Raw genomic sequence first — 24,604 nt, forward strand, 5'->3', positions numbered from 1 at the left:
CATCACTTAAATCCTTCGATAATTTCATTTATTTGTTGAAGATGCCTTTGTTCATGCAGGTACAGCGACCTAACCCATTCAATCAATAACATCTCTTTAAAGACGGGATGGACAAAATGTCTTCTGCTTAGGATGGACGGATCTTCTAATAAATTTAGAAGTTCCGTTAACTTTGCTCTTGACTGATGGAGCTTCTCCACCATTTCCTTATGCTCCATAATCTCATCCGTTGGTCTGGCAATGTCGGGAGCCACTAGCTTTTTACTTCTGTCCAGCAGAAATTCCAAAGGTTTATTCTCTAAGATTGAATCATCCGTGCTCTTTAGTCCTCTTTTTATTGCTGCAACATATAATTCTTCTGTTTTACATAAGTGTTGACATATCTGACTGATGCTCCAGCTGTTGGAGTCGTGCCGTCTGTTTAGTTGATCTCCATCCAAGCCCTTGAGGATGCCAAGTAACTCGTTCCTTGTCTCTTTTAATTCTCGATTAATTTCTTGAAGCTCCATGGAAAACACTCCCTTTTCGAGCATTTTCCATGATTATACATCCGTTGAATAAAGGACGCTAGGGCTGCGCCTTGAATGCATTCAAAAGTTCATATTGACCCTATCGATGAGATCGTGTCATATCCCGATTTCACGCATTTTCACTGTAACGTGTTCAATCCTGCCCTCCATATCCGTTCCGTCATACTTGGGAAGTTGGAGCTCACTGACAATGCTGCCGTCGCGCATAAACATAATTCGCTCCGTTCGGGCAGCCACGTTGGCGTCATGAGTGACAAGCATAACCGCCGTACCTTCCGCGTTGATCTCGGAAAACAAGTCCATCATTTCCTGCGCGGACGTTGAGTTGAGCGCGCCCGTAGGCTCATCGCCGAAGATGATTCTCGGATTGTTCATCAGCGCGCGGCATATTCCGGCACGCTGGAGCTGGCCTCCCGATACCTGGGTAATGTCGCGCTTTTCAAGCTCCGCGATACCTACCCTTTTCATTAGCGTTCTTGCTTTTGCCGTTATGTTTGCAACGTTTTTTCGGTTGTCCCGCAGAGACGGGAGAATGATGTTGTCGAGGATATTCAGGTTGTTCAGCATCGTCGGCTGTTGAAACACAAACCCCATCTGGGTTCTGCGTATATCAGCCAGCTCATTCTCCGAAGCCGTCGTTAAATCCCTGCCGTCAAATACTACCTTACCGTCATCAACGACATCCGTTCCGCTCAGCGCAAACAACAGCGTTGATTTTCCCGAGCCAGAAGGTCCCATAACCGCAACGAATTCGCCCTCATTGATATAGGCGGACACTCCGTCCAGAACATGGTGCTTCTCATCACCCTCGCCAAAAGATTTTACGATATGGTCACCGATCAACATCTTTTTCATATGCCTACCCCTTTATGTTTTCAGAAATTTTAATGTGACCCATGCCCGATGTGCCGATTATGGTTGCAATAAGTACCGAGCCGATCATCATCAGCGGGCTAAGCAGATACGCCGAAAGCGGATTGACCGCAAAATGAAACGTCGACGCTCCAAACATGGAGATGACCACCCCCGCCAGCATTTCTCCGAGCGTGTTCGCCAGAAGTATGCCAAGCACCATTCCGAGTATCAGAACGAATACCGAACGCGTGACATACTGCGCCCTAATATCTGAGCTTGTAAAGCCTAACACCTTCATAACGCCGATGGAGTATCTGTCCTTTGCAACAAGCATTTTCATAAACAACAGAGTAACCAGTACCGTTATCATTATCGCGACAAGAATGGCGGCATAGGAGGCCTTATGGACGGCGCTTATCGTCGAGCCGAATGTCTGTGCAATATATTTGTCAATGTCCGAAACCTTTGCATAATTAAATTTGCTCGCATATTCCGAAACCATGCTATTGATGAGAGATGGATCGGAAAGCTCCGCACAGATCACGTACCACATCGTATCCGCCGATTGGTCAGGGAAAACAGCCTTTGCGGTTTTGCCTCCATTGGTGATGTCGGAATAGATGCCGCTAACCGTGAGAATTTTCTCCTTCCCTTCAACAACTACAGTCATGGTTTCTCCGACCCCTATGCCCAGTTCATCGGCGTTCAGAGAAGAAAGCGCAATTTCATCTTCTGCGGCGGGTGCTTTGCCTTGGGAATACGCAATGGGGAATATCGAATGGTCGCCGAGCTCAATTTTTATATTTTCTTCCGTGCCATCCAATGTCTTCACTTTGAACGATTTTGTTGCAAGCACGGCATACTGTGAAATGGCACTGTCGCTTGTCATCTTTTTTAGTACTTCTGCGGCTTTTTCGGATATATTGTCAGTCTGCTGAATGTCCATACGCATATCGTAGTTTCCGATACCCATATATTGAATGAAGCCTTTCGATGAAATCGTGCTGTACAGGTTATGGGGAACAATCATGATAAATGCCGAAATGACCAGCACCGTTAGCATGGTGGCGTAAAGTCTTTTCCTTGCGAGAACGTCTTGGATACCGAGAACAACATTCGTGTTAAGCAGCCTGTTCCTGCTTAAGCTCAGACGCCTAGCGCCTGCGGTATGCCCCTGTGAATTGCCAAAACGTATGGCTTCCGCGGCTGATATTTTTCGAAAGCGCCTCAGCACTCCATTTACATAAGCCATCATTGCAAGGAATACCAGCAGTATGCCGAAGATTCCGTACAACAATGCTGAAGAAGAATGTTCGCTTTCCCCCATGTAAAGCCGGATATTCTCAAGAAGCATGCCTTTGAACACCAATGAAAGTGCAAACCCGAGAATACTGCCCGCAGCCGCAATCACCGCATATTTGGCAAGATACATCCTCTTCATGTCGGATATACGCATCCCCATTGCCTTCATAACGCCAATTTGGCGGTAATCGTCTTCGATTTTGGCAAGCAGCGTAAAGCGTATGCACATCAAAGCGATAGCAACGACCAGCACGCTCACAAGAAGGATAACCCCAATCATCATCCCGTCGGAAATGGCGTTGATTGTTTTGAATAGGGGATATGTAATCACGGGTCCGTTCGCTTCAAGACCTGCAGAGGCATAATCGGTTTCGAATGCGCCAAGCGCTGACAAATCCTTTAATCTGAACTCAATCAGATACTCCGTGGTCCCGAGGTTTTTAATTGCCGCGTAATCATGGCTGCTTACAAGAAATCTCTTGGAGGAGGAGAGTGTGGAATTCATCTGCGAATCGCGGAGAAATCCCGCAACGGTAAATTCCTTTCCACTTATTCGTGCCTTGTCACCGACCTTCGTGGTGTTGTCCCTCATATAATGGATGGGAACATATAACTCGCCGTCGGATACATGGATGACGTTTCCGTCAAGATCAAGAAGATAATCGAACTTGTCGCTCTGCATGCTGAACCCGTTATCCTGAACATTATGGGTAAGCGAGTTGTCGCCTAATATGATGCGTGCGCCGTCCATGTTGACAAATTCAAGCACCTGAAATTCATCAACATTCCCATGCTGCTCCGCAAAAGCTGTGAGTCGATCCGTATTGATCTCACCCGAATGCATCTGCATAAAATGCGGCGTTTCCGCCCGTTTCATAAGTGTATCTATCGCACCGGAAAGATTGACAACGAGTATCACGGCCAGCGAAACGAGCATCGCTGCTGCTGCAACAAATATCATGGTTGTCAACGTGATTAATTTGCTTTTGGATATATCATTGCGAATTATTCTGGAATACATAAGCCACCTCTGTCTTCTAGCATTCTGACCGATCGCAGCTTATACAGAACGGCCGAAGTTACGCATAACAGCACCCCGGCGATGATGATGAGAAATCCCATTCCTCTGCCAAGGCCGATGCCGATGACTTTCCCCACACTCCCAGCAAGCGCTCCGCCTTCAACCAATAATGGAGTGAACACATAATCTGCCATAACACCCGATAGCGCATAAGCGGCAACAAATCCAAGCTGGGACAGGATTCCGATAAACGCCCACGCTCTGCCTTGAACCGCATTATCCATGTTGGTGCGAACCAAAAAATCCAGACTCATGTTGGCAAACGGAAGCATGGCAAAAAACAGGAATCCCGAAATACATATCCAGACGATATTTTCACGAGCTCCAAAAGCTGCCATACAAGCGCCTACGCAAAACAGCGAAATCGAAAGGATTTTCACATAATCTTTTTTTATCGGAAGAAATCCTAACATCATACTGGACACGAGCATTCCTGAAGCCACAATAGTTTCAATACGTTCCGATCATCGAGCTGTTCGTAAAGGTAAGCAGCATCGGTATCGTGAGTGTCTCCATCACCCCAAGGTAAAATGTCAGCACCGATGTCATGATCACCAGAACAAACACACCCTTGTTTCTGGAAACCGCATTCCACCCGTCTATAAATTCGCGAATAAACGATGTAACCTGATGACCGGTCTTGGAAGCAATGCCGCTGCGGACAGCGAGCGTAGTACCCACGGTAACAAAAAAAGTGCAAATGTCGATAACAAGCAGCAGCTTTATGTCTGCAATCGTGAGCAAAAAACCCGCAAGGATCGGAGAAATCAGAAATTTGGCCGAGCCCGCCAGCTGGACAAGACCGCTTGCCTGTGTGTACTGCTCCTCGGTAAGCAAATCCGTAACCGTAGCTTTATATGCAGGATCAAGCAGTGATGAAAACACGGAGCTCATGGCAACCCCGACGCATATCTGCCATAGCTGCGCTTCTCCGCGAAGCAAGCAAACGAGGATGAATACAAGCCCTATCGCGGAAAGGCTATCCCCTAATATCATTAAAAGCCTGCGGTCATACCGGTCCGCGAGCACTCCGGCAAAAGCGCTCAAAAAGAGCGACGGCATAAACGCAAGCAAGGTTACCAGCGCCATAGCCGATGCCTTTCCCGTCTGCTGAAAAACATAGATCCCAAGCCCGAACGACGTCAGACCGTTTCCTATTGTTGAAACCAGCTGTCCCGACCATAAGAGGAGAAATTTCTTGAAAGACTTCCCTGGTTTAATCACGGCTGCTTTCATCTCCCTCTCCAAACATCCCCATAACGTCCATAAGGCTTCCGCTTTCTGCTCCGAGCAGCCTCTCCACGTTGCAAACAAAGGCCACAATTCGCGAGCTGCGCTCCTTCTCTGTCATAACGACCAGATCATCATCAAAAACGGTACTCGCATAAATCACAACCATCTCCATGCATTCGTACGGGAAGGGTGTGCTGAACAGGCCCTGCTGGATGCCTTCGCGGATGATCTCTGTCAGGATCGGGGGGACGCCGTTGATGATAACCTTTTGTATTTTTTGATGCATCAGTGCGTTCTGGGGTTTATGAATATGCTCCATAATTTGCTCGCTGCTTCCCCCGCTTAGGTTCAGTGCCATTACAACACGGATGATGCGCTCGACGATTGGTATGCTCTTGTCTGCGGCAACTTCCTGTGCCCCATCTATCAATCGGATCGCATACCGATCGATCAATGCATCCATAATATCCTCCTTCGACTTGAAGTGATGATACAAGGTTCCGCGGGCAATGCCGACCTTTTCAAGAATATCGTTGGTACTTGTTCCGTCAAAGCCCCTTCTGTCCAAAAAGCTCATCCACCGCGTCAAGGATTTCGTTCTTGCGATCCTCCGCTTTTTTTACGACCCTCATGGCTACACCTCCTTTTGCATAGACCGACTGCCTGTCGGTAATATGATAACATGCTGCTTTGAGTTGTCAAGATATTGTTACATGAAGTGAACTGATGGTGAACTCGTTTATATGAAGAATTTTTATGACTTCATCCCTCGCAGCATGCCAAAGCATGTTGTTATGCGTAGTTATAGTCTGCCACGCTCAGCTACCGAAATCATCCTTTGTTTATAAAATAAAACAGGCTGCCTTCAGGGCAGCCGTATTTGGGGTTATAGCGTTATTTACGTACGGAGAGAATGAACTTCTCCAGTGATCCTGTATCCGTAATCACCTGATTACATCCATGGTTATCCATACATACGTAATGACCAATCGCAGCGTAATTATCCGGTGATGCGTTCGCAGGCTTGGTCTTGACCGAGAAGAAAGCAAGCTCCTGATGACGATTGCAGAACAGGCAGTACCCTTTCTTGTTTGTCGGCGTGATTCTTCCCTCAATACCGATAAACCGTCCTTCGAACGGATACACAATGAATAGTCTGTTCGTGGCAATATCAACCCAGCTTAGATACGTCACATATCGAAAATCAATGGATTGAAGATCAGGCACTTTCAATTTTTTATTTTTAGGGAATAGCTTCTCAATCTGCTTCACCGTAATCGGCGGAAATGGATCCAGATACGGTTCTAATGACTCAAGATATCTCTGGAAATCATATGCCGTCTCGAGTGCCGAAATTTGTTCCAGCATCTGCTGCTGATCCCCTTCAAGGTAAGGGAACACCTCTATCACGTTTACGGCAGAACGATACCTTACGGTCTCTATAACCTTCCGATCCGCCACGGTTCGCAATGTTTTCAGAAGGAATTCCGCTTGTTTTTTAATGATGTTGAATTGATAGTTTCTAATAAATGCTGTACTCATAGGTCTTCAGCCCCTTATTTTTTATGAAAAATCCATAAGGTGCAAAGCCCGTTATTAGAAACGATAAAGTTCGTTTGGGCGACCGAATTCATCCTATCGCACCTCACACAAAGTATCGCCCCAGATTAGGCTTTGCGTGAGGACTCCCTAGCTAATGAGCAATTCAATTTTGCCATCTATATAACCCCCAATCATATTTTATTCAAAAAAGTATAGCAAAAAATCCCACAAGCTGCAATTCATCTGTCTGGATGGAATTTCATAATTTCATACTTATAATCAGCTTAGAGCTGTACCTGACTATTCAGGTGAATGCCAACCTCACAGCCCCCCCTGAGCCACACGCAGGCTAAACAAAAAAGCCTCAGTCAGGTATACAACACCTGACCAAGACCTTCGGAATCCAATCTGTTTTACTGATTGATTTGACCCCCATCCACCGTATAGATGGATTGCGTTACATAGGAGGCATCGTCGGATAACAAGAAGACAGCTACGCTCGCTACCTCTTCCGCTTCTCCGTATCTTCCCAGCGGTACAGCGGCACCGAATGCTTCTTTTGTTCCTTCCGCATCCTCAGGAACTGTATTTTTCTCGATTTGGCGCATCATGCGGGTATTGATCACCCCAGGCGCAACCGCATTTACTCTCACACCGAACGGAGCAGCTTCTAAGGCAACCACTTTCGTCATGCCCATTACGGCATGCTTGGAGCTATTATAACCGACAAATCCGGGCGAACCGATCAGACCTGCACCGGATGAGGTGTTCACGATACTGCCGTACCCTTGTTTTTTCATGACGGGAACGATGTATTTCAGCCCAAGGAAGGCACCCTTAACATTGACATTAAAGACCATTTCAAACGTTTCGGTCGGATAATCCTCTACATTGGCAGTGATGCCTTCGATCCCCGCATTATTGAAAAAACCGTCGATTTTGCCGAACTTTTCAATCGTGGCATCCACATAAGCTTTGACTTCTTCCTCTTTGGCCACATTGGCTTGCAGCGCAATCGCTCTGGAATCGTCAATACCCAGATCGGAGATGACTCGTTGAACGGCTTCCAGGTTCAAGTCAACAAGCGCAAGGCTGGCACCCTGCTCCGCCAGCTTCTTCGCTGCTGCCGCACCGATCCCACCTGCTGCACCTGTAATGACAATCACTTTTCCATCAAATTTGCTCATTTGTATAGACCTCCCTGTTTGATTTATCCTTCTCTAGGTGTCTGGGTCCCTATCCTTATTTGGCTGTATATCCACCGTCAACCGTCAGGGTATTTCCCGTCATGAAAGAAGAGTCATCCGAAGCCATAAAGAGAACGGCCTTCGCCATTTCCACGGCTTGTCCCAGACGCTTCATCGGCGTGACCGCAGCCAAGGCTTGTTTGCTCTCCTCCGGAATGATCGGTGTATCGATGAACCCGGGGCATAGCGCGTTGATTCGGATATTATGCTCGGCATACTCCAGCGCCAGGGACCGTGTCAAATTGATGACACCGCCTTTAGCGGCATTATAAGCCGCGGAACCTGGAGAGCCGACCCAACCGTACATCGATGCCGTATTAACGATTGTGCCTCCTCCTGCTTTTAACATTTCGCGGATTGCTTCGCGTGCAACCAAGAATACGCCGTCCAAGTCCACGTTTACGGTGTTGCGCCACTCGGAGTACGCCAGATCATGCGAAGAATGAACGCGCCCGATGCCTGCATTGTTAAATACAACATCCACTTTGCCGAAGGCTTCAATACCTTGTTTGAAGATGTTCGCTACTTCTTCTTCACTCGTAATATTCGCTTTCACGAACAGCGCCTCATAATGCAGCGCTTTCAATTCAGCTTCAAACGCCTTGCCTTTTTCCTCATTCAGATCAACCAGCACCACTTTGGCACCTTCTTCAGCGAAGAGGCGTGCAGTCGCTGCACCGATGCCGGATGCACCACCAGTAATTACAGCAACCTTGTTTTGTAATTTGCCCATCTTGGATACCCCCGTAAAATTTATTAAAATAGTACTAACTCACTTCAAATGGAATCAATTTAAGATTTTAAATTTAGTACTATTTTGTCTACAATTTAATTGTACTATTCTGTTCACATTTAACAATCAGTAAGATGTTATGAAGTGTCTATCTAGTCAACACTTACAACAAAACTGTCTTTTTTTAGGGGGCACGCATCTCGTGAATCATGAACAAACCGGAACATCGGAGCGAAAAAATCGTACAAAGGAACATCTAAAATCGGCCTTTATCAAACTTGTAAAAGAAAAGGGATATCATGCCGTAACGGTGAAGGACATCGTGGATAAGGCCGCATATAATCGCAGCACCTTTTATGTGCATTACCAGGATAAAATCGAATTGGCCGAGGATTTACGGGCTTCCATGCTCCGGGGTCTGGAAGAATCGGTGGGCAAACTTTATATACCTGGACACAAAGTATATACGGCAAATCCTGGGTACACCCTCCTTCAATATCGTTGCCTACATTTACGAGAATCGTGATTTTTTTGTAGCTAGATTACCTTACGAGGATGTACCTTACCGGGTCTGCACACCGAATTCCCTCAAACGATTCTAAAAATCTACAAGGAACGATTCATATTCGAAACGATTAACAACATCCCGGTTAACATGGATTATTTTAAACAGTATACGGCCTACGGCTTCCACGGGCTGATTCTGAGCTGGATCCGAAACGGTTTCAGGGAATCCCGGGAGGATTTTATTAAAGAGGTCATTGATTTAACAAAGACGCATATTTACTCGGTGGAGTATGTAAGGGAGTAGGTCCCGGGGGCGGACAACATCCCGGCAGGGAATATCCCTCCGGGTTGTTGGTTGATGGAACGAGCCTCTATTGCACTCGAATGTATGTACCTTTATTCTCGATCCATCCAGAAAGACGGTCAAAAACCCTTCGTGTATCCCCATTCATCTGATATTGTTTATGATGACTAATAATGATTCCGGATTCATTGATATCGAAGGAATAGTTACTTATTTCTCCATCCCTGTTCCGATAAAAGATAATCATCATAATTACCCTGTCCGTACTTCCTTTATAATGGTTCAATTCTCGGCTATACGTTACAGCATCTAGGATGTCGATCAACTCATTCGTATTGTCTTGCTCATGAAATGCTATAGAATAATGATTGGATTCACCCTCTGAAATCGATACAAAATCCATCTTTTCAATCTTGTTTGTATGTCTCATAACCTCTTGAATCTTAATGGGATAAACATAATACCAAACTAGTCCAATTCCAATTAATAATACAGCTACACTAAACACAAGAAGGCGTACCTTTTTCATTAAACGCAACCTCCGCATAGACCGAAGCCTCATTGATTCAATGGGGCTAACTAATGCATACCCGAACCAAGTATTCTTTTTATCTTCAGATTGACAGCTAACTTCATTTACTATGTATCGAATTCTTCGTTATCTGTTTGCCCCAGTTTCAAAATCCTTGAAGTCAACTCGCCAATCCGTCACGAATGCCGGATAATATCCTACCCGGTAAGCCACTCGTTGTGAGGCAATATGGCTTGAGATGACATCATATGTTGGTACGCAGCCCCGATTTAATATTTCAAAAGTTAAGCTGCTTACAAGATAAGAGGCCAATCCCAAATGGCGGTACTCTGGAAGCACCTCGATTCCAATCTGCCACATCTTGGCACATGCATTACACGCCCCTGCCAAACCAACGACCTTCCCATTTTGCTTGGCAACTACAACCAACACCGTCTGTATGGGCAGATTCGCATCAGATATAATAGCATTTTCCAGTCCCTTAATCCCCATGAAATTCGCAATCTCATTCTTCTCGGCCACTTCATATGAAAAACCGGCTGGTGGCGACACCGGCTTGATTCTCTCCAAATCAGGGAGAAAGTGTAGGTAGAGACCTCTAATGAACGGTGAGGAAAAAATAGCGTCTCTATCTTTGCCATGCATATGCGCTTTGGCAATCTCCAGTCGTTCCGGCGTAGCCGATACCACAATGGACTTACCCATGGACAAAATTTCAAAATAACGCTCTTTCCTCGGATACGGCCTGCGTCCGGGATTTTCTTTGGCGTCAACAAAAATAACGCTGTCTTTTTCTCCGTTCAGTTCGTCAACGGTACAGTTCAAATCGATAGCGAGCTGTGTTTGCACGATATGTAGCATTTCTGTTTGTGTCATCATGGGGATATGTCCTTTCCTCGGGGTTAATTATCCCTAACAGGGTTGTTCAATACCTGTCCATTAGTGTATGAAAAATCGATTTCACTTTTCACTGTACCACTTTCTAAGCTGGTTGATATGGGCTTGATGATAGCGGTTATGATCTGCGATATGCCATAATCCCCAGCGGATGGTTGCTTGCTTTTCATTTTCATGACCAAATGTGACGATGTTATCCAGATCAGCATCCGTTAATTGCGTGCATGTTTCCTTCAACCTATTTAGTACATCTTCGTAATTAGACATAAGTGTCTCCAGAGGTATTCCTTTGACCATCGGAAGCCTGTTAATATCATCGATCATGGGCCCATATTTGTCCTTTAATGACTGTGGAAGCGGCTGTCCCTTTATTCTATAAACCCAATTCAGATCAACGTACAGGAGATGTTGGATTAACTGAGCGGTGCTATTATAATGGTTGCTTGGCCCCTTGTAATCTACTTCTTCTTGCAGCATGCCTTCCGATATGGACTTTAGTCGTTGACTATTCTCTTTTACCGCGCCATATAACATCCCCACAATCGTTGACATATTCTCTTCGCCCTGTAAATCGTGAAGCATCCTAACACATCCTTCCTTTAAAAATACTTGGCATCCCTATCCTCTTCTTTAGACACTTCCATAATATCCCTGTTCTTGCAGTTCGTAAATACCCGTGTATATTACGATTAACCGGAATATCTCGTATCATATATCGAAAAAAAGACCCGCAGCAGGTCATCTCCATGACATCGCTGCAGGTCATCCGCGATAACTCTGCACTATATTAATTAATAAACCGTGAACACAGCCAACCCTGGTTTCGAGCATGCCCTCAGATGAAGCTTTCAACCAAAGCCGCTTACTCCTCTTCAAGCGCCATTAATGACTCCGACGTAAAATGATAGAACGACATGGCATCCTCCGCAGTGGCAAAACCGGCCTGTGCCATCTTATCGCTGCCTCCGCCTTTACCGCCATAATCGGCCAGATGCAACTTGAAAAAAGCTCCGCAAGCAGGTCCCCTCTCTCCTTGGGCGAGAACTACCTTATGGTCTGTTTTGGACACGAAGAGTGCGATAACGTCAGCTTGTTCGGTGAGCTTGGCCGTCAGGTTCTGCATATCCTTCAGCGGCTTGTCCGCAAAAACGTGCTGGATCAGCCTGCCCTGACGATCAGCCAATAGCTTTTCAGCCAAATAAACATCATTCTCAGCCTTCACTGCACTCAATTCAGCCTGGAGCTGCTTCTGTTCCAGATCCCACTTCGCTATCCGGTCCGGAATCTCTTCCTTGGCGGTATTGAACCTGGCCGACAAGCTGCCGAGAATCTCCATTCCAATATTAAATTCCTTTAACGCTCGATATCCACACTTAAAATAAATACGCACGTGCCCCTTCTGCTTCTCCGCTCTAAGCAGCTTGATCATTCCGATCTCACCCGTTGCGGAGACATGTGTGCCGCCGCAAGCGTTATATTCGATACCTTCGATTTCAACGATCCGGATATCATCGGTTACCTTCGGCTGCTTCACCAGTGGCAGAACAGCAGCCTGCTCCCGGCTCACAAAATAATTCGATACCTTTCGATTCAGGTAAATCTGATCATTGATCTCCAGCTCCAGCATCATCAGCTCAGCCTGAGACAGACCCGATCGCGCGACATCAATAGTCGCGTAATCCTGACCCAGATGGAAGCTGAGCGTCTCGGCTTGGAATGCCTCCAGGCACATGGCTGACAGCAGATGCTGGCCGCTGTGATGCTGCATATGGTCGAACCTTCGGTCCCAGTCCAAATGGCAGCCAACCTCTTCCTTTTCCGGAAAAAACTCGACTTTATGCAGAATCGCTCCCTCTTCTAGAACGACATCAAGAACCGGAATTTTATCGATCCACCCCAGGTCGCAGGGCTGCCCCCCGCCATGGGGATAAAAGGCGGTCTCCTCCAATACCAGATAGATGCCGTCCTCCCGTTCCAACTTCTGCGTGATTCTTGTTTCCCACTCCCTAACATAAGCGGACTCGTAATACAGCTTCTTCGTCATCTTCATTTCCTCACAGTTCCCAAGTTTAAAAATCACTAAGTATAAGCTTACTATAAAACGGTCCCCAAGCGCCAAGCCTCCTGATACTTATCTAATCCAGCATAAATGTAATTTTAATTCCATTTGTGCTTTCTTTAGATATTGATCTCTTCCCAATTAAATACAACGTAAACAGATGAAAGAACTACAATTATCATATAAATCGTATTGATTATGTAATTTGATGTTGAGGCCCTTAATTTGTCATGATAAATTGTTCCATCGATTTCCCCATTGGTATATCTCAATCTCAAATGTATACATACCTTCATCAAAATAAAAAATTCATAGAATCCAAAAATCCCCCAAAAAGTACTGCACCATAATAAAACCGCAAATAATGTGGAGGTTAATATTTTCACACCTATATCGGTCGCATAAATAAAACATAATTTCATTATTACGGCTAGTATAAATATTATTATCCCTATAACACTAAAAAATGGAGGACGTATTAATCTTATGTATAGTCGTATCATTTCAATTCACCCTTAATGACCCATTGCAGTTTACGTTTTTATGTCTGAGAACCTCCCTTCCTAAGGAAGGGAGCGAAAGCGCTGCTACAAGTCTAATGTATTTTCGAAAAAACATTTCATTTCTATAGCCTTGCAACATAGTATTTACACATTGTTATCTGATGTTTATACCATCTTTGAAATGAGTTAGCGTTCTTCGTCAGCTCAATTGTTTGAAGTAATTCCCAACCTGCTCATTAATTTTCTAGATAAATTCGATGCTTCTACTCTGTCTTTTGCAGGTGCCGTTATCATAAGTCCGTCAGATGAAGACCAGGTTTGAGAATCTCCATCTATAAAAACAGTTATCGTAAATTGAGTGAAGTCATCATTTATATATATCCCGCCATAAGTATAAATATCAGGCACTACTCTACCTTTCTCATCTATGACACGAAATCCGGAAAATATGGTGCTAAAATTATCACCCTGATACTGTAATATCAGTTCAGTTCGATATTGCGGGAGATGAGGAATTTTCATTCCCTCAAAGTTAATTACACCGTTAAAGTTTTTTTTACCATTCATACGTTTTGCAGCTTCCCCTCGAAATGCAATTTCACATTCTCGATCACCTCTTCTTTGTCTAATTGATAATAAACGCCATCTAAAGTAGCTGTATATTGTCTAGGTGTGAGGTACCAAATTAAGAATATTCCTAGAGCTATTACAATTGCTATTAAAATTTTAGTCTTCATGTTTTTATCATCATTTTCTGAAAAAATGAAAACTTCTTTAGAAAAATTGTCATCTTCAATTGCTCCCCTCTTAGATTACCGAAATCCCATTAAAGTACCAAACCCATCCGCCAGAATAAAAGCAAGAATGAAAACGTGTACGGTTATCCATATTTTTCATAATATTTATATGATGAACAGCCGATAATAGTTGTAAAGAAATATTTACCATTACATTATAGAGGAAGTGTTTACATGGCTCAAATCTCAAGTATTTCAAGCAGATCACAATCTACACCGCCTGTAAAATCCAGAGCAAATATCATGTCACCCATTGACCGGGAGATTGAGCAGCTAATCAATCAAAAAGGAATGATTAATGAAAAAATCGCTAGTGTTAGATCCGACGAAAAACTGGACTCTAAACAAAAAGATGAAAGAATTAAACTGTTAACCGTGGACATGCAATTACTTGAATCTCAAATTATGCAGAAAAGAATGGAGAAGACTGAGGATACTAAAAATAAAAACAGTGCTTCTTCTCAAAAGGAAGATTCAATTAAAAAAACCGAAACGGATACAGGTAAACAAGATCTATCCGGCATACCGATGGAAAAGTTTTTACAAGCCAGCAATTTACATGACCAATTGACCAAAATGGCAAGTGTGCGTAGATCACTGAAAGTGGAATCTGACACCCTTAGGCAGGAAGTAAGAAAGGGAAGAGAGCTTCTTGGAGGTGAGAATGAACCCGGCGACCCAGGCAAATCGGAAATGAGAATGAACTTGGAATTGACAGTTAATAAATCCAAAACCGAAGACGCATTAAACATCGAGAGGAAAATTACTGAATTGGATCGTAAAATCAGTGAAAAGATCGAAGACACTAGAGAGGATATTCAGAACGATGATAAGAAAATCGTCACCGGAGAGGTTGATAACCAGGAGGATCTACCGGTATCTAATCAACCTGTACACACTGCCGATAGGCTAGGGCAGAATCAGGATACTGACAAGAACAAGAATAATAACCTGCAAGAACAACGTAATATGGGTATTGACATTCGTGTTTAGAAAAAAACTATGCTTCACAATTTACATAAGTACTTTCTTCTGTGAAAAAACCCACCTCTGGCCTCGACCTTTGGGTGGGTTTCTTACTTCCTCTTGTTGACTATTGTTATATATCACCTTTGTTTTATATGCGTATAAGACTTGTTATAAAATACTGAATCATTTTAATTTTTCATGACATTTTAATTCCTTTTATTCCTCTAATTTTCTCAATTTCATTTTCATCTTCAGTCATAATAACACCTATTTGTTCATGTGCTACAGTAGCCAACCATTCTTTCCCGTTTTTATAGAAGCATATGTCTTCAAGCAATTCTGGCTGGAGCCATTGATATAAGCGTTCAGTTTTCCTTATCAGCACTTCTTTCAATTCTTGATTGCAATTAAAATAATAAACATCCGCATAGTGTCCAAGTAAAGTTGTCCCTGGCCATGCATCCTGCCTTCTTATTTCTTTTATGTGCGGCTTTATCTCTTCAATCCATTGTTTAGCGTTTTTGTTTAAATCAAGTTGGTCCCTTTTAACTAACAGAAACTCGTCACATGTGCTAAACGCTACCTCTAACAGGTCTTTGTATGTTGTCCCTTTTGGCTCTTCAAGTAATTCTTTCATAATATAGGCTCCCTTCCGCTCAATGGTTGCTATCGTACCCGTCAGTTGAACTATTCAGAAATTGAAGTGTGCTTTGAGATCGAATCGATGACTAAACCCCAGTCATCATAATGAAGCTCATGTCCAGTCCCCTCCAATGTTAGTAAAACCGCACCAGGAATCTCGTTAGCAAGATTTTCACCATGTTCATAAGGAATTATGGGATCTTCCGTACCGTGTATAACCAGAGTGGGTACATTTATTGCACTCGTCCTAGCCAAGTACGATTCGCCACCTGCTATTAAGCCATGATTACTCATGCTCGCGATATTATTACTTCTTGCAAATTCTCGTTTAGCCAAAATGCCAACTTTATTCTCATCGAAAAGATGCTTTGAACCTGCTAGAATTCTCGATCTCTCCACAGCAAATTCCGTTACCGAATGTTCGTTGGACCAATCGATAACCCCCATTTTCGAGAAAAAGTCCATTATCTTTTCCTCCATCGGGGGAAGATGTGGAGCAAAATTGGACGTGGATAGGAGGGTAATCGTTAGAACTCTCTCCGGATGACGCAGAGCTATCATTTGAGTCAACATGCCGCCCATCGACATGCCTAAGATATGCGCTTTCTCCATTTTATAAGCATCCAACACACGAATAGCATCATCTGCCATGTCTTCGAAAGTATAATCGGGTTGACCAGGTTCGTAAGTTGTTGTGCGTCCAACATCGCGGTTATCATAACGAATGATAAAACGCCCTGTATCAGCTAGACGCTGGCAGAATTCTTCTTCCCACCAAATCATGGAGGATTGGGCACCCATAATCAGCAAAATGGCCGGGTTAACGGGATCTCCAAAACTGTCTGTACATATATTAATTCCATCTGCATTTATGAATCGTTCGTTCATGTGAATTCCTACCTCCAATATGTTATACGAAATAAAAAAACACAGGCTATATCGGCCTATGCATACTGTAATCGAAAAAGAATTTGAAAATGAACAAATAAGATAATCACCCTATGATAGACTCGCAGTCCAGTCACCAGATAGATCCTTAAAGGGTTCATTACATTTTCTTCAAGTCCAGTCAACGCGATAGGAGAGTAAAATCCCCCGTCTCTAATCGCATATAACTAAATTAGGTTACCGTGAAGGCAAACCATTCTTCGATTACTTTGCACACAAAATAGCCTTAAACCACTATCCAATTCATTGTGCGAAGAATATCGAGAATTAGTTTGCCACACGTAACCCCTCCGTTCGTACCAGATACAGCAATGCTAACATACGATAAATTTCCATGTCAATACTTGGGGATTTTGTTCAAGCTAACATAAAAGGTAAGCCCTCAGTTTATATAGATTGTTAGATAAAGTGCTTATCACACATTTTCCTCGGCTTATTTATTTTGCATACCAGTAGGTAAACACGGCCTCTCCTTTGTTAACAAACACCTCAATGGTTTTTGTGTCACGCAGCACCTTGATAGAGTTTATTGCACCGCCGTATTCTACAGGGAAGGTAGTATTGTTTGCTTTGATCCAAACTTTATCGTTCTCGATAACAACCAGTTCATCAGAATTGTTTAGCAACTCTTGTGCTTCGGCTACAGGGTAGGCGAGCAATTTACCGTCCTTCATGCTTAGCTCGCATGGAATCGTCAATGCCCCAGCATAATCGGCTCCCCCGTTTAGTTTCTCATCCTTGTTGAATAACCAGCCGATAATGATCCTGCGGCCTTTAGGATCCAGAAAAGTCTGTGGTGCATAATAGTGCGGCCCAATATGAGGCGTATGCAATGAAAAATCAGTCAACTGCTTTCCGTCAAAATTACCATAAGCAAACATCGTCGCACGGGTGTCACGGTTTATTTGTGAGAACATCAGCAGATACTTTCCTTCAAAAGGGAAGAAGTCAGGGCATTCCAAGACGCCTCCATATTCAGAGCCCTCAAACAGGACTCCTACATAGTCCCAATCCAGCAGATTTTGTGATTGATAAAGAAGTATTTTACCAATGTCCTCCTTGCCTGACGCGATTACCATATAGTAAACTCCGTCCATGAAGGTGACCTTGGGATCACGGAAATCAGCACTCGCCTCTGGAGGAAACTCCCTAATAACAGGATTACCACTGTACTTCTCAAAGTGTATTCCGTCATGGCTAATTGCAACCGATTGTGTCTGACCGTGCACATCTGATACCGAGGTATAGATGAGATAAAGGATGTCGTCCTTGACGACAGCACAGCCGGAGAAGCACCCACCCTGCTCACTGTCTTCGTATTCCTGGTCAGGGTAGAGAGCTATCGATAATTCTTCCCAATGAACAAGGTCATCGCTAACAGCGTGCCCCCAGTGCATCTGACCCCAACGGGGAGCAAATGGTATAATGCTGAAAGAAAGCGTGGTATCGCCCTTTAAAGAAGACTAGACCATTGGGGTCGTTGATCCAACCGGTTTTCGGCTCGAAATGATATTTAAGACGTTCTGGCAATTTATATCAGCTCCTTATTGATATTGCCTTACTAATGGGATTACTTATTTAGAAAATTCACATATATCTTTACAAGTTTACTTAGAATCTCAATACTTTCCTCAACACTAGGGGCCTCTAAAGAATGACTTGCATTCGGAATTTCAATTACCTCTCTGACTTTGTCTATGTTAATTTGGTTGGCAAGCACATGATTGAACACTTCATCCTTTGTTCCATAAACCACAAGGCCATTAAACTTGTTAACATAGTGAATGGTGTCTTTAATTGGTGTCAAGAACAGATGTTTTACTGGGATTTCAAGTTGTTCATGCACTTCTCCAGCAACTATTGTTCCAATGCTCTTACTGATAAAAACAACTTGATTATACTTGCTAATGATTCGTTGAACCGATTCATAGCTATCTTCTATTACTCTTTGCAGCTCATTCATATCCAAATCCGTTCTCGCTGCTTGATATCCATATTCAAGTACCAATAAATCGAAACCACTTTGGTATTGAGGAAGTTCCAGCAAAATGCAGACATGGCTTATCACAAGGATAGTTTTTTCCGGGAAACAGAACAACGAGTTTATTGTTTTCCTCATATAGCTGATAATACTTTTGTTTCATGTCCGTTTTCCAGAACGAGGGTACCGTTAAAATCTCAAATTTCATTGCCTTCCATCCTTTCCGCTTCAGGTGATTTGGATTTCGATACACTATTTGATTACGCTGAATGGTTTATCAGAATTTGCTTTTTTGCCTTCGACTATTACTTTGATTATGTAATAAGCAATATTTAATGTTATTCCAAAAAGGATTAGTAGCATTGGGTGACAAAAATGACTGAACACCTCGGAATCTGTATGTATCCTAAAAGATAAATTATTAAATTCAACATCATTAATAACAAAACCCTCGTATTGTATAAGTTTAAAATCGCTCGTAATATTACGAACAAAGTTGTAAGTCATATTCAAAAGATTAAGAAATATTATAAAATTTAGAGTGATCATATATGTGCTTAAGGCACTGATTTTAATTTTCATAACTAACTCCTTTATGTTACACAGCTGTTCGTTGATTTCCATAGGTTTAGAAAAGCCCCCTGATTTAGACTGCGCAAGGAGCTGCTGAGCTTGTAACAAGTCAGTCGGGACTCTATATTTAGTGACACTTCCTGTGATCCTTTCAAATATTCATCTCGTCGTTAAACTCGATGCAAAAAGGCTGTACCTCTGCTCTTAGACAATACTCAATTCTCTTCTTGAAATCTTTCCATGTAATCATCGCTAACGCTTCATCAATCGGAAAAAATCCCGTTTCCAAGCTTTCAGATGATGGTGTCAATTCTCCGCCTATTGGTTTTGCGAGAAATAGGGTATTGCAAATTGAATTTCCAACGTTCTGAAATATCCCACAAAATCTGATGATCTCAATATCAATTCCTGACTCTTCTTTGGTTTCTCGGATTGCGGCTTTACTCAATGATTCTCCCTCTTCAACTTGGCCCCCAGGCATCTCCCAACCTCTTCTTGGTCCCTTAATAAGTAATATCTCATTGTTATCATTTATTACAATTGCAGCTGCAGAAACAATATGTTTCGGAGGGCTCATCTGTATTCTCCTTTCCCCTATTCACACGACGGGCGAAGTTTTAAAGTTTTCTCGCTTTAATAACGAAAGTTACAGGAAACATCTTGGCTCTTTTGACAAAATCGTTATTTTCATCGTGTAATTGTGTGATTTCATTCTCGGTTTCTTCAACCATTTGTTCAATAACAAACCCTGATTTTGCCAACGCATTTATATAGGTTGATAGTTTGCGATCTGATAAAGTTAGCACGCCTTGACAAAAATCAGGAGATACCGAATACCAAGATTCATCGAAATAACTTTTGTTAAACGAAAATGTATTGTTTTCTTCAACAACACATTTGTGTATCGGATGAGACCAACTGAAAATAAATATGCCGTCTTTTTTTAAATAAGAAGCGATCCGGCGAAAAGTACCTTCAAGGTCGGTTGTCCATCCTATGGCGTAAATCGAATAAACATAGTCAAAATAATCCACAGGGATGCTACATTCTTCTTCCATCGGAGAACAGATCCATTTTGCTGAAAGCCCGCACGCCGTCAAGTGCTGTTTTGCCTTTTCAATTTGTTTTTCTGATATGTCGATCCCCCATAGTTCAGATGCATGACGCTCCCCTTGATATTGCAAGGATTGTCCATTTCCACAGCCTATTTCTAACATCTTTTTCCCTGAGACATCGCCAAAAAGTTGGCATTTTTCTTCCGTGATGAATGCTCCATAAAAAGGAAGCACAATTGCTCTTAAGTGGTCATTTCCTTTGGTATTCCAATAAGAGCTGTTTGTTTCATAAACACTATGGATGTTCATGCTGATGACCCCCTCTTATACAAATTTGGTTACCTGAACTACCTTTTTCCTGATTATACCATCAAAGCCCTATCTTCTTTCCCATCAGTTCCGATACCTCAAAAATGATGTCCTCCATATTTTTATTTGCATTAATGATCAGATCAGCGTTTGCTTTCACTTTCTTTCCGACTTTCATATACATGTCTTTTACTCCTTGATATAAGTAATCATATAAAAAATGATCCAGCATGTTCACTAGAACTTCTGAATCATTCCTTAACCGTGTATCCTTCTACTCAAAGCTGACACTACGGTGCTTTTGCCTGCTCCCGAGTAACCGCTTACTGCAATAACCATAGTTTTCATTTTCCCGATTCACGGCGCCGAGAGTCTTAAGGTCGCGTTGCGACCAGGTCAGACAGGACTTAGCCACGCAAGTATGTCCGGCTGATTCCACTTCCTTAAAAAAACTCTGGTGGACCGGGGGGCGACGAATGCCACCCGAAGGGTGAACCTTTATTGGGCTCGCTCAAACTCCGTTTAGGAACCGATCCTTTTTCAATTTAAAAAATAAAACGGCCAATCGATGGGGCTTGGCCGTTTGGATCTCTATGAATTTATTATTAATAGACTTGGTTTAAACTAACAGGTCCCAGACTACCATAAGACCCTTGGAACTGTCCTTTGAGTACATAAGTTCCGGGACTAAGATACCCTACTGAATACTCGACAGGACTTGGTGAGGTTGGCCCGATATTCACGGTTGTCGTGAAGACTGTACTAAGTTGACCGGCTGGTCCTTTGGAATATAGCGTTAGCTCAACGGTTTCATTCGTAGAACTCCATAGGCCAACACTTAATTTATGTTGAGCTGGTTGGTAAACTGTCAAATCATGCGATGTTGCAGTATACGCAGCAAATGCGCTAGTAGAGAAAGAGAAACATGCTATTAACAAGATCAATACTACTTTCTTCATTCATTCACCTCCCTTCTTTCCTTCTTGATTTAGAACGTCAGTAGAGAAATTATGTAATGGTCATATCATAAGTAATATTTTAACTATTATATCAAAATAAAGATTTTATGCATATATATTAAATTTTCCGAATAATAAATGTTGGGTGTTAATGGTACGGTTAATCTATTGCAAAAAACACCAATTCCATCTGCATGGCAGAGGAACTGGTGCTTCCAGCTTTTGAATATTCGATTCGGGTGCAGATTCTATTCTACCGTAGTCTTCAAAATGATTTTAAGTCTTGGCAATCCCTCAAGAACACTTACTGTACCCGCAGTTACCGCACGTCTTGCATCCCTCAATGTTAATCAGGGATGCCCCGCCGCAGGATGGGCACAGATCCAGCGACATGGAGCCGCCGCCTGCGTGCGAGCTGTGGCCGCCATACCCTGCGGCTGCCGGTGCACCAGCCTCGCCTGCATCAGCAGGCGCCATCGTGGCTGCAACCGGTGCCGGATCATGGTCATGATCCGCCTCCGCGTTGTTCGCCACGTGCGTTTCCAGCGCCTTCGCTACGGCGTCGGCAATGGATTCCACGCGGTTCGCACCGAAGCCGATCGCGCCGGTGCCGCCGATGCCCTTGAGGTGCTTGATCAGCAGCTCCACCTTATTGCCGTGGTCCCCGTACCGGAGGAACAGGGAGCAGACCCGGCCCAAGGCTTCCGCCATCGCGAATACATCTGAGCCGGCCTTGCCGACATTCAGGAAGATTTCGCTGGGAATGCCATCCAGATCATTGATCGTAATGTACGCCATGCCAAACGGCGTATTCATCTTATAGGTAGCTCCGCGCAGGACTTGCGGGCGCTTCTTGTATTGTTTATCCAGCCCGCTCTTGCTTGCGGATGCTGTCACTGCTACGCTTGCACCCGCTTGCTCCACGCTCGCCGCATCCTCTGCCGCTTGCCCTGCCGCGCTTTGCTCCAAGGCCGTTTCCGCCGAAGGGGCGGTCACTGCTTCGGCTGCTTTATCTTCTTTTTTCTCCGTCTGCAGCACCTGCACATCGCGGCTGCCGTCACGGTAGATCGTTACGCCTTTGCATCCCAGATCGAATGCCAGCTCATACAGGCGCTTCGTATCTTCAACCGTGAAGTCAGCCGGACAGTTGGCCGTCTTCGAGATGGAGCTGTCCACCCAGCGCTGAATCGCCGCCTGCACGCGGATATGGTCCTCGGCGGAGAGTGTCATCGCCGTGACGTAATAATCCGGCAGCTCCTCGCCCGGATGGCTGTCCAGCCAATCTTGAGCAATCGGCACGAACTGCTCGTCGAAGCCAAGACGGCTTTGACGGAAGTATTTGAAGGCAAAGTACGGCTCGATGCCCGTCGACGTTCCAACCATCGTACCCGTGCTGCCCGTCGGCGCTTGGGTAATCACGGTCACGTTGCGCGCGCCCTTTTCACGCACCGCATCCGCCACTTCTGGATACACTTCAGCCATATTTTTCATGAAGCCGCTTTGCAGGTACAGCTCGGCATCGAATGCCTGGAACGAACCCTTCTCTTCGGCAATATCGGCGGAAGCCAGATACGCCTCGCGTGCGATGAAGCCGTACAGCTTATCCAGGAATTCCAGTGATTCCGGGCTGCCGTAACGGATATTCAGCTTGATCATCAGCTCGGCCAGACCCATCGTTCCAAGGCCCACGCGGCGCTCTTTTTTCTGGTTCAATTCATTCTCTTCAAAATGGTACGGCGTCCGGTCAATGACATTATCCAGGAAGCGCACGGAGTAACGCGTCGTGGTAGCCAGCTCTTCCCAAGCGACGTCATGATTCGCTTCATCATAGAACTTCGACAGGTTCATCGCCGACAGGTTGCATACGCCCCAGCCAGGAAGTCCCTGCTCACCGCAAGGATTCGTGCAGATAATCGGGTTGAAATACCAGCTGTTGGACATCTGGTTGTAGTATTCCATGAAGACAACACCCGGCTCCGCGGATTTCCATGCAGATTCGATAATCGTATGCCATACCTCGCGTGCCCTTACCGTTTTATATGGAATAACGCTATGTCCGGCATTCTTCCATTTCTCCAGGTCACCGTCCCACAACTCATCATAATCGGGATCGGTGGTATCCGGGAACACGAGCTCCCAGTCCAGATCCTCCTTCACGGCTTTCATGAAATCATTGCTGACGCATACTGACAGGTTTGCATTTGTAACTTGTCCCATCGTCTGCTTCACCGTAATGAAATCCTCCACGTCCGGGTGCCAATCGTTAATCATTAGCATGAGCGCGCCCCGGCGGCTTCCGCCCTGCTCGATCAGGCCTGTCGTATAACTGAACAATCCGCCCCACGATACCGCACCGCTGGAGGAACCGTTCACACCTCTCACAATCGCCCGCCGAGGACGCAGGGAGGACAAATTGATGCCGACACCGCCGCCGCGCGCCATAATCTCGGTCATTTCGGACAGAGTTTCCATAATCCCGCCCCGACTGTCCTTCGGCGAAGGAATCACGTAACAGTTGAACAGCGTCAATTCATCGCTTGCACCCGCACCAGCCGCAATCCGACCGCCCGGCACCAGCTTCCAATCATCCAGAATCTCGCGGAATTTCCCGCGCCACTCCTCCTGCAGTTCCGGCGTTGCTTCCACCGATGACATAGCAGCTGCGAGTCGATCCCACATTTCTTCCGGCGTTTTCTCGATGGTTAACGTCAGCTTCTCCACATCCGATTCCACAAGCTCGCCCTTCCGTGTCTTCACCGTGACCTTGCGGCCTTCGCGCTTCACGATTTCGCCAACTTCCTTAGTCGGAAATTTAGGATCATCCTTCGTCAGAACAAGCACCACATCGCCGACCTTCGCGTTGTTGGTGTCCGCATCCTTCCAGGCATACCGGTCCAAAAAGATCTTCTCGCTTAAACCTTCCAGCCGCTGATTCTGCATCGTAGTCAAGAGCAACTACCTCCTATATAAGTTATAAAATCAAAAAGATTCCCAAGTGTATGCGCTCACCAACAACATAACCTGTTATGTAGCCGGTCAAACATCC

Annotated in this window: 23 protein-coding genes and 2 pseudogenes; 2 read left to right on the top strand and 23 right to left on the bottom strand. The window is 44.5% G+C overall.

Annotated elements, in window-relative coordinates; translation table 11 throughout:
* Window positions 1–2: 2 nt before the first annotated feature.
* The 9 genes and pseudogenes from PVOR_RS21635 to PVOR_RS21670 form a co-directional block, all read right to left on the bottom strand.
* Complete coding sequence (locus PVOR_RS21635) at window positions 3–509, bottom strand: DinB family protein (protein ID WP_006211617.1); 507 nt, start codon at window positions 507–509, stop codon at window positions 3–5.
* 117 nt (window positions 510–626) lie between these two features.
* Window positions 627–1,385, bottom strand: coding sequence for an ABC transporter ATP-binding protein (locus tag PVOR_RS21640; protein WP_006211618.1), 759 nt, complete (start codon window positions 1,383–1,385; stop codon window positions 627–629).
* A 4-nt stretch (window positions 1,386–1,389) separates the two neighbouring features.
* Complete coding sequence (locus tag PVOR_RS21645; RefSeq protein ID WP_006211619.1) at window positions 1,390–3,708, bottom strand: ABC transporter permease; 2,319 nt, start codon at window positions 3,706–3,708, stop codon at window positions 1,390–1,392.
* Window positions 3,693–4,106, bottom strand: a complete 414-nt coding sequence (locus tag PVOR_RS32205) for a hypothetical protein (protein ID WP_234973054.1) — start codon at window positions 4,104–4,106, stop codon at window positions 3,693–3,695. The genes PVOR_RS21645 and PVOR_RS32205 overlap by 16 nt, the downstream gene beginning before the upstream one ends.
* Before the next feature lie 112 nt (window positions 4,107–4,218).
* On the bottom strand, window positions 4,219–5,016 hold the full coding sequence (locus PVOR_RS32210) for an MFS transporter (RefSeq protein ID WP_234973055.1): 798 nt from the start codon (window positions 5,014–5,016) through the stop codon (window positions 4,219–4,221).
* Window positions 4,985–5,633 (bottom strand): annotated as a pseudogene (locus PVOR_RS21655) (TetR/AcrR family transcriptional regulator). Before PVOR_RS21655 ends, PVOR_RS32210 begins: the two are co-directional and overlap by 32 nt.
* 262 nt (window positions 5,634–5,895) lie before the next feature.
* On the bottom strand, window positions 5,896–6,543 hold the full coding sequence (locus PVOR_RS21660; RefSeq protein WP_006211621.1) for a FusB/FusC family EF-G-binding protein: 648 nt from the start codon (window positions 6,541–6,543) through the stop codon (window positions 5,896–5,898).
* Between the two features lie 413 nt (window positions 6,544–6,956).
* A complete protein-coding gene (locus PVOR_RS21665) occupies window positions 6,957–7,730 on the bottom strand; it encodes an SDR family NAD(P)-dependent oxidoreductase (protein ID WP_006211623.1) in 774 nt (257 codons plus the stop codon).
* Between the two features lie 55 nt (window positions 7,731–7,785).
* Window positions 7,786–8,523 carry an SDR family NAD(P)-dependent oxidoreductase gene (locus tag PVOR_RS21670; protein ID WP_006211624.1) on the bottom strand — a complete coding sequence of 246 codons (738 nt, stop codon included), beginning with the start codon at window positions 8,521–8,523 and terminating at the stop codon, window positions 7,786–7,788.
* A gap of 202 nt (window positions 8,524–8,725) precedes the next feature.
* On the opposite strand from PVOR_RS21670, the pseudogene PVOR_RS21675 reads away from it, so the two are divergent.
* Window positions 8,726–9,334: pseudogene (locus PVOR_RS21675) on the top strand (TetR/AcrR family transcriptional regulator).
* A 67-nt stretch (window positions 9,335–9,401) separates the two neighbouring features.
* Here PVOR_RS21675 and PVOR_RS21680 read toward each other — a convergent pair.
* The 5 genes from PVOR_RS21680 to PVOR_RS21705 all read right to left on the bottom strand — a co-directional run bounded on the left by PVOR_RS21680 (window position 9,402) and on the right by PVOR_RS21705 (window position 13,892).
* Window positions 9,402–9,863, bottom strand: coding sequence for a hypothetical protein (locus PVOR_RS21680; protein WP_006211625.1), 462 nt, complete (start codon window positions 9,861–9,863; stop codon window positions 9,402–9,404).
* A gap of 129 nt (window positions 9,864–9,992) precedes the next feature.
* Entirely contained in the window at window positions 9,993–10,745 is a 753-nt protein-coding gene (locus tag PVOR_RS21685) for a GNAT family N-acetyltransferase (protein ID WP_006211626.1), read from the bottom strand.
* 81 nt (window positions 10,746–10,826) lie between these two features.
* The gene (locus PVOR_RS21690) at window positions 10,827–11,345 is read right to left on the bottom strand and encodes a DinB family protein (RefSeq protein ID WP_006211627.1); all 519 of its coding nucleotides are present in this window, start codon (window positions 11,343–11,345) and stop codon (window positions 10,827–10,829) included.
* 280 nt (window positions 11,346–11,625) lie between these two features.
* Window positions 11,626–12,807: an alanyl-tRNA editing protein gene (locus tag PVOR_RS21695; protein WP_006211628.1), complete on the bottom strand. Its 1,182-nt coding sequence runs from the start codon at window positions 12,805–12,807 to the stop codon at window positions 11,626–11,628.
* Between the two features lie 722 nt (window positions 12,808–13,529).
* Window positions 13,530–13,892 (bottom strand): hypothetical protein, encoded by a 363-nt coding sequence (locus PVOR_RS21705; protein WP_006211630.1) that lies wholly within the window; start codon window positions 13,890–13,892, stop codon window positions 13,530–13,532.
* Window positions 13,893–14,296: 404 nt separating this feature from the next.
* Between PVOR_RS21705 and PVOR_RS21710 the strand changes: the two genes are divergently transcribed.
* Window positions 14,297–15,115, top strand: coding sequence for a hypothetical protein (locus tag PVOR_RS21710; protein ID WP_006211632.1), 819 nt, complete (start codon window positions 14,297–14,299; stop codon window positions 15,113–15,115).
* 172 nt (window positions 15,116–15,287) lie between these two features.
* Here the strand turns inward: PVOR_RS21710 and PVOR_RS21715 are convergent, their stop codons facing one another.
* The 9 genes from PVOR_RS21715 to PVOR_RS21750 all read right to left on the bottom strand — a co-directional run bounded on the left by PVOR_RS21715 (window position 15,288) and on the right by PVOR_RS21750 (window position 24,498).
* The gene (locus PVOR_RS21715; RefSeq protein WP_006211633.1) at window positions 15,288–15,728 is read right to left on the bottom strand and encodes a hypothetical protein; all 441 of its coding nucleotides are present in this window, start codon (window positions 15,726–15,728) and stop codon (window positions 15,288–15,290) included.
* Between the two features lie 50 nt (window positions 15,729–15,778).
* Complete coding sequence (locus PVOR_RS21720; RefSeq protein WP_006211634.1) at window positions 15,779–16,621, bottom strand: alpha/beta fold hydrolase; 843 nt, start codon at window positions 16,619–16,621, stop codon at window positions 15,779–15,781.
* Window positions 16,622–17,118: 497 nt separating this feature from the next.
* On the bottom strand, window positions 17,119–18,108 hold the full coding sequence (locus PVOR_RS21725) for a glycoside hydrolase family 32 protein (RefSeq protein WP_268741809.1): 990 nt from the start codon (window positions 18,106–18,108) through the stop codon (window positions 17,119–17,121).
* The gene (locus PVOR_RS33100) at window positions 18,056–18,211 is read right to left on the bottom strand and encodes a hypothetical protein (RefSeq protein WP_083811719.1); all 156 of its coding nucleotides are present in this window, start codon (window positions 18,209–18,211) and stop codon (window positions 18,056–18,058) included. The genes PVOR_RS21725 and PVOR_RS33100 overlap by 53 nt, the downstream gene beginning before the upstream one ends.
* Before the next feature lie 40 nt (window positions 18,212–18,251).
* A complete protein-coding gene (locus tag PVOR_RS32215; RefSeq protein WP_234973056.1) occupies window positions 18,252–18,644 on the bottom strand; it encodes an alpha/beta hydrolase in 393 nt (130 codons plus the stop codon).
* A 742-nt stretch (window positions 18,645–19,386) separates the two neighbouring features.
* Complete coding sequence (locus PVOR_RS21740) at window positions 19,387–19,812, bottom strand: NUDIX hydrolase (protein ID WP_006211638.1); 426 nt, start codon at window positions 19,810–19,812, stop codon at window positions 19,387–19,389.
* Between the two features lie 40 nt (window positions 19,813–19,852).
* Entirely contained in the window at window positions 19,853–20,599 is a 747-nt protein-coding gene (locus tag PVOR_RS21745) for a class I SAM-dependent methyltransferase (RefSeq protein WP_006211639.1), read from the bottom strand.
* 61 nt (window positions 20,600–20,660) lie between these two features.
* The gene (locus PVOR_RS32650; protein ID WP_268741808.1) at window positions 20,661–20,783 is read right to left on the bottom strand and encodes a hypothetical protein; all 123 of its coding nucleotides are present in this window, start codon (window positions 20,781–20,783) and stop codon (window positions 20,661–20,663) included.
* A gap of 1,069 nt (window positions 20,784–21,852) precedes the next feature.
* Entirely contained in the window at window positions 21,853–24,498 is a 2,646-nt protein-coding gene (locus PVOR_RS21750) for an adenosylcobalamin-dependent ribonucleoside-diphosphate reductase (protein ID WP_228029959.1), read from the bottom strand.
* Between the last annotated feature and the right edge of the window lie 106 nt (window positions 24,499–24,604).

This window comes from Paenibacillus vortex V453 (assembly GCF_000193415.1).
GTDB lineage: Bacteria > Bacillota > Bacilli > Paenibacillales > Paenibacillaceae > Paenibacillus_AQ > Paenibacillus_AQ glucanolyticus.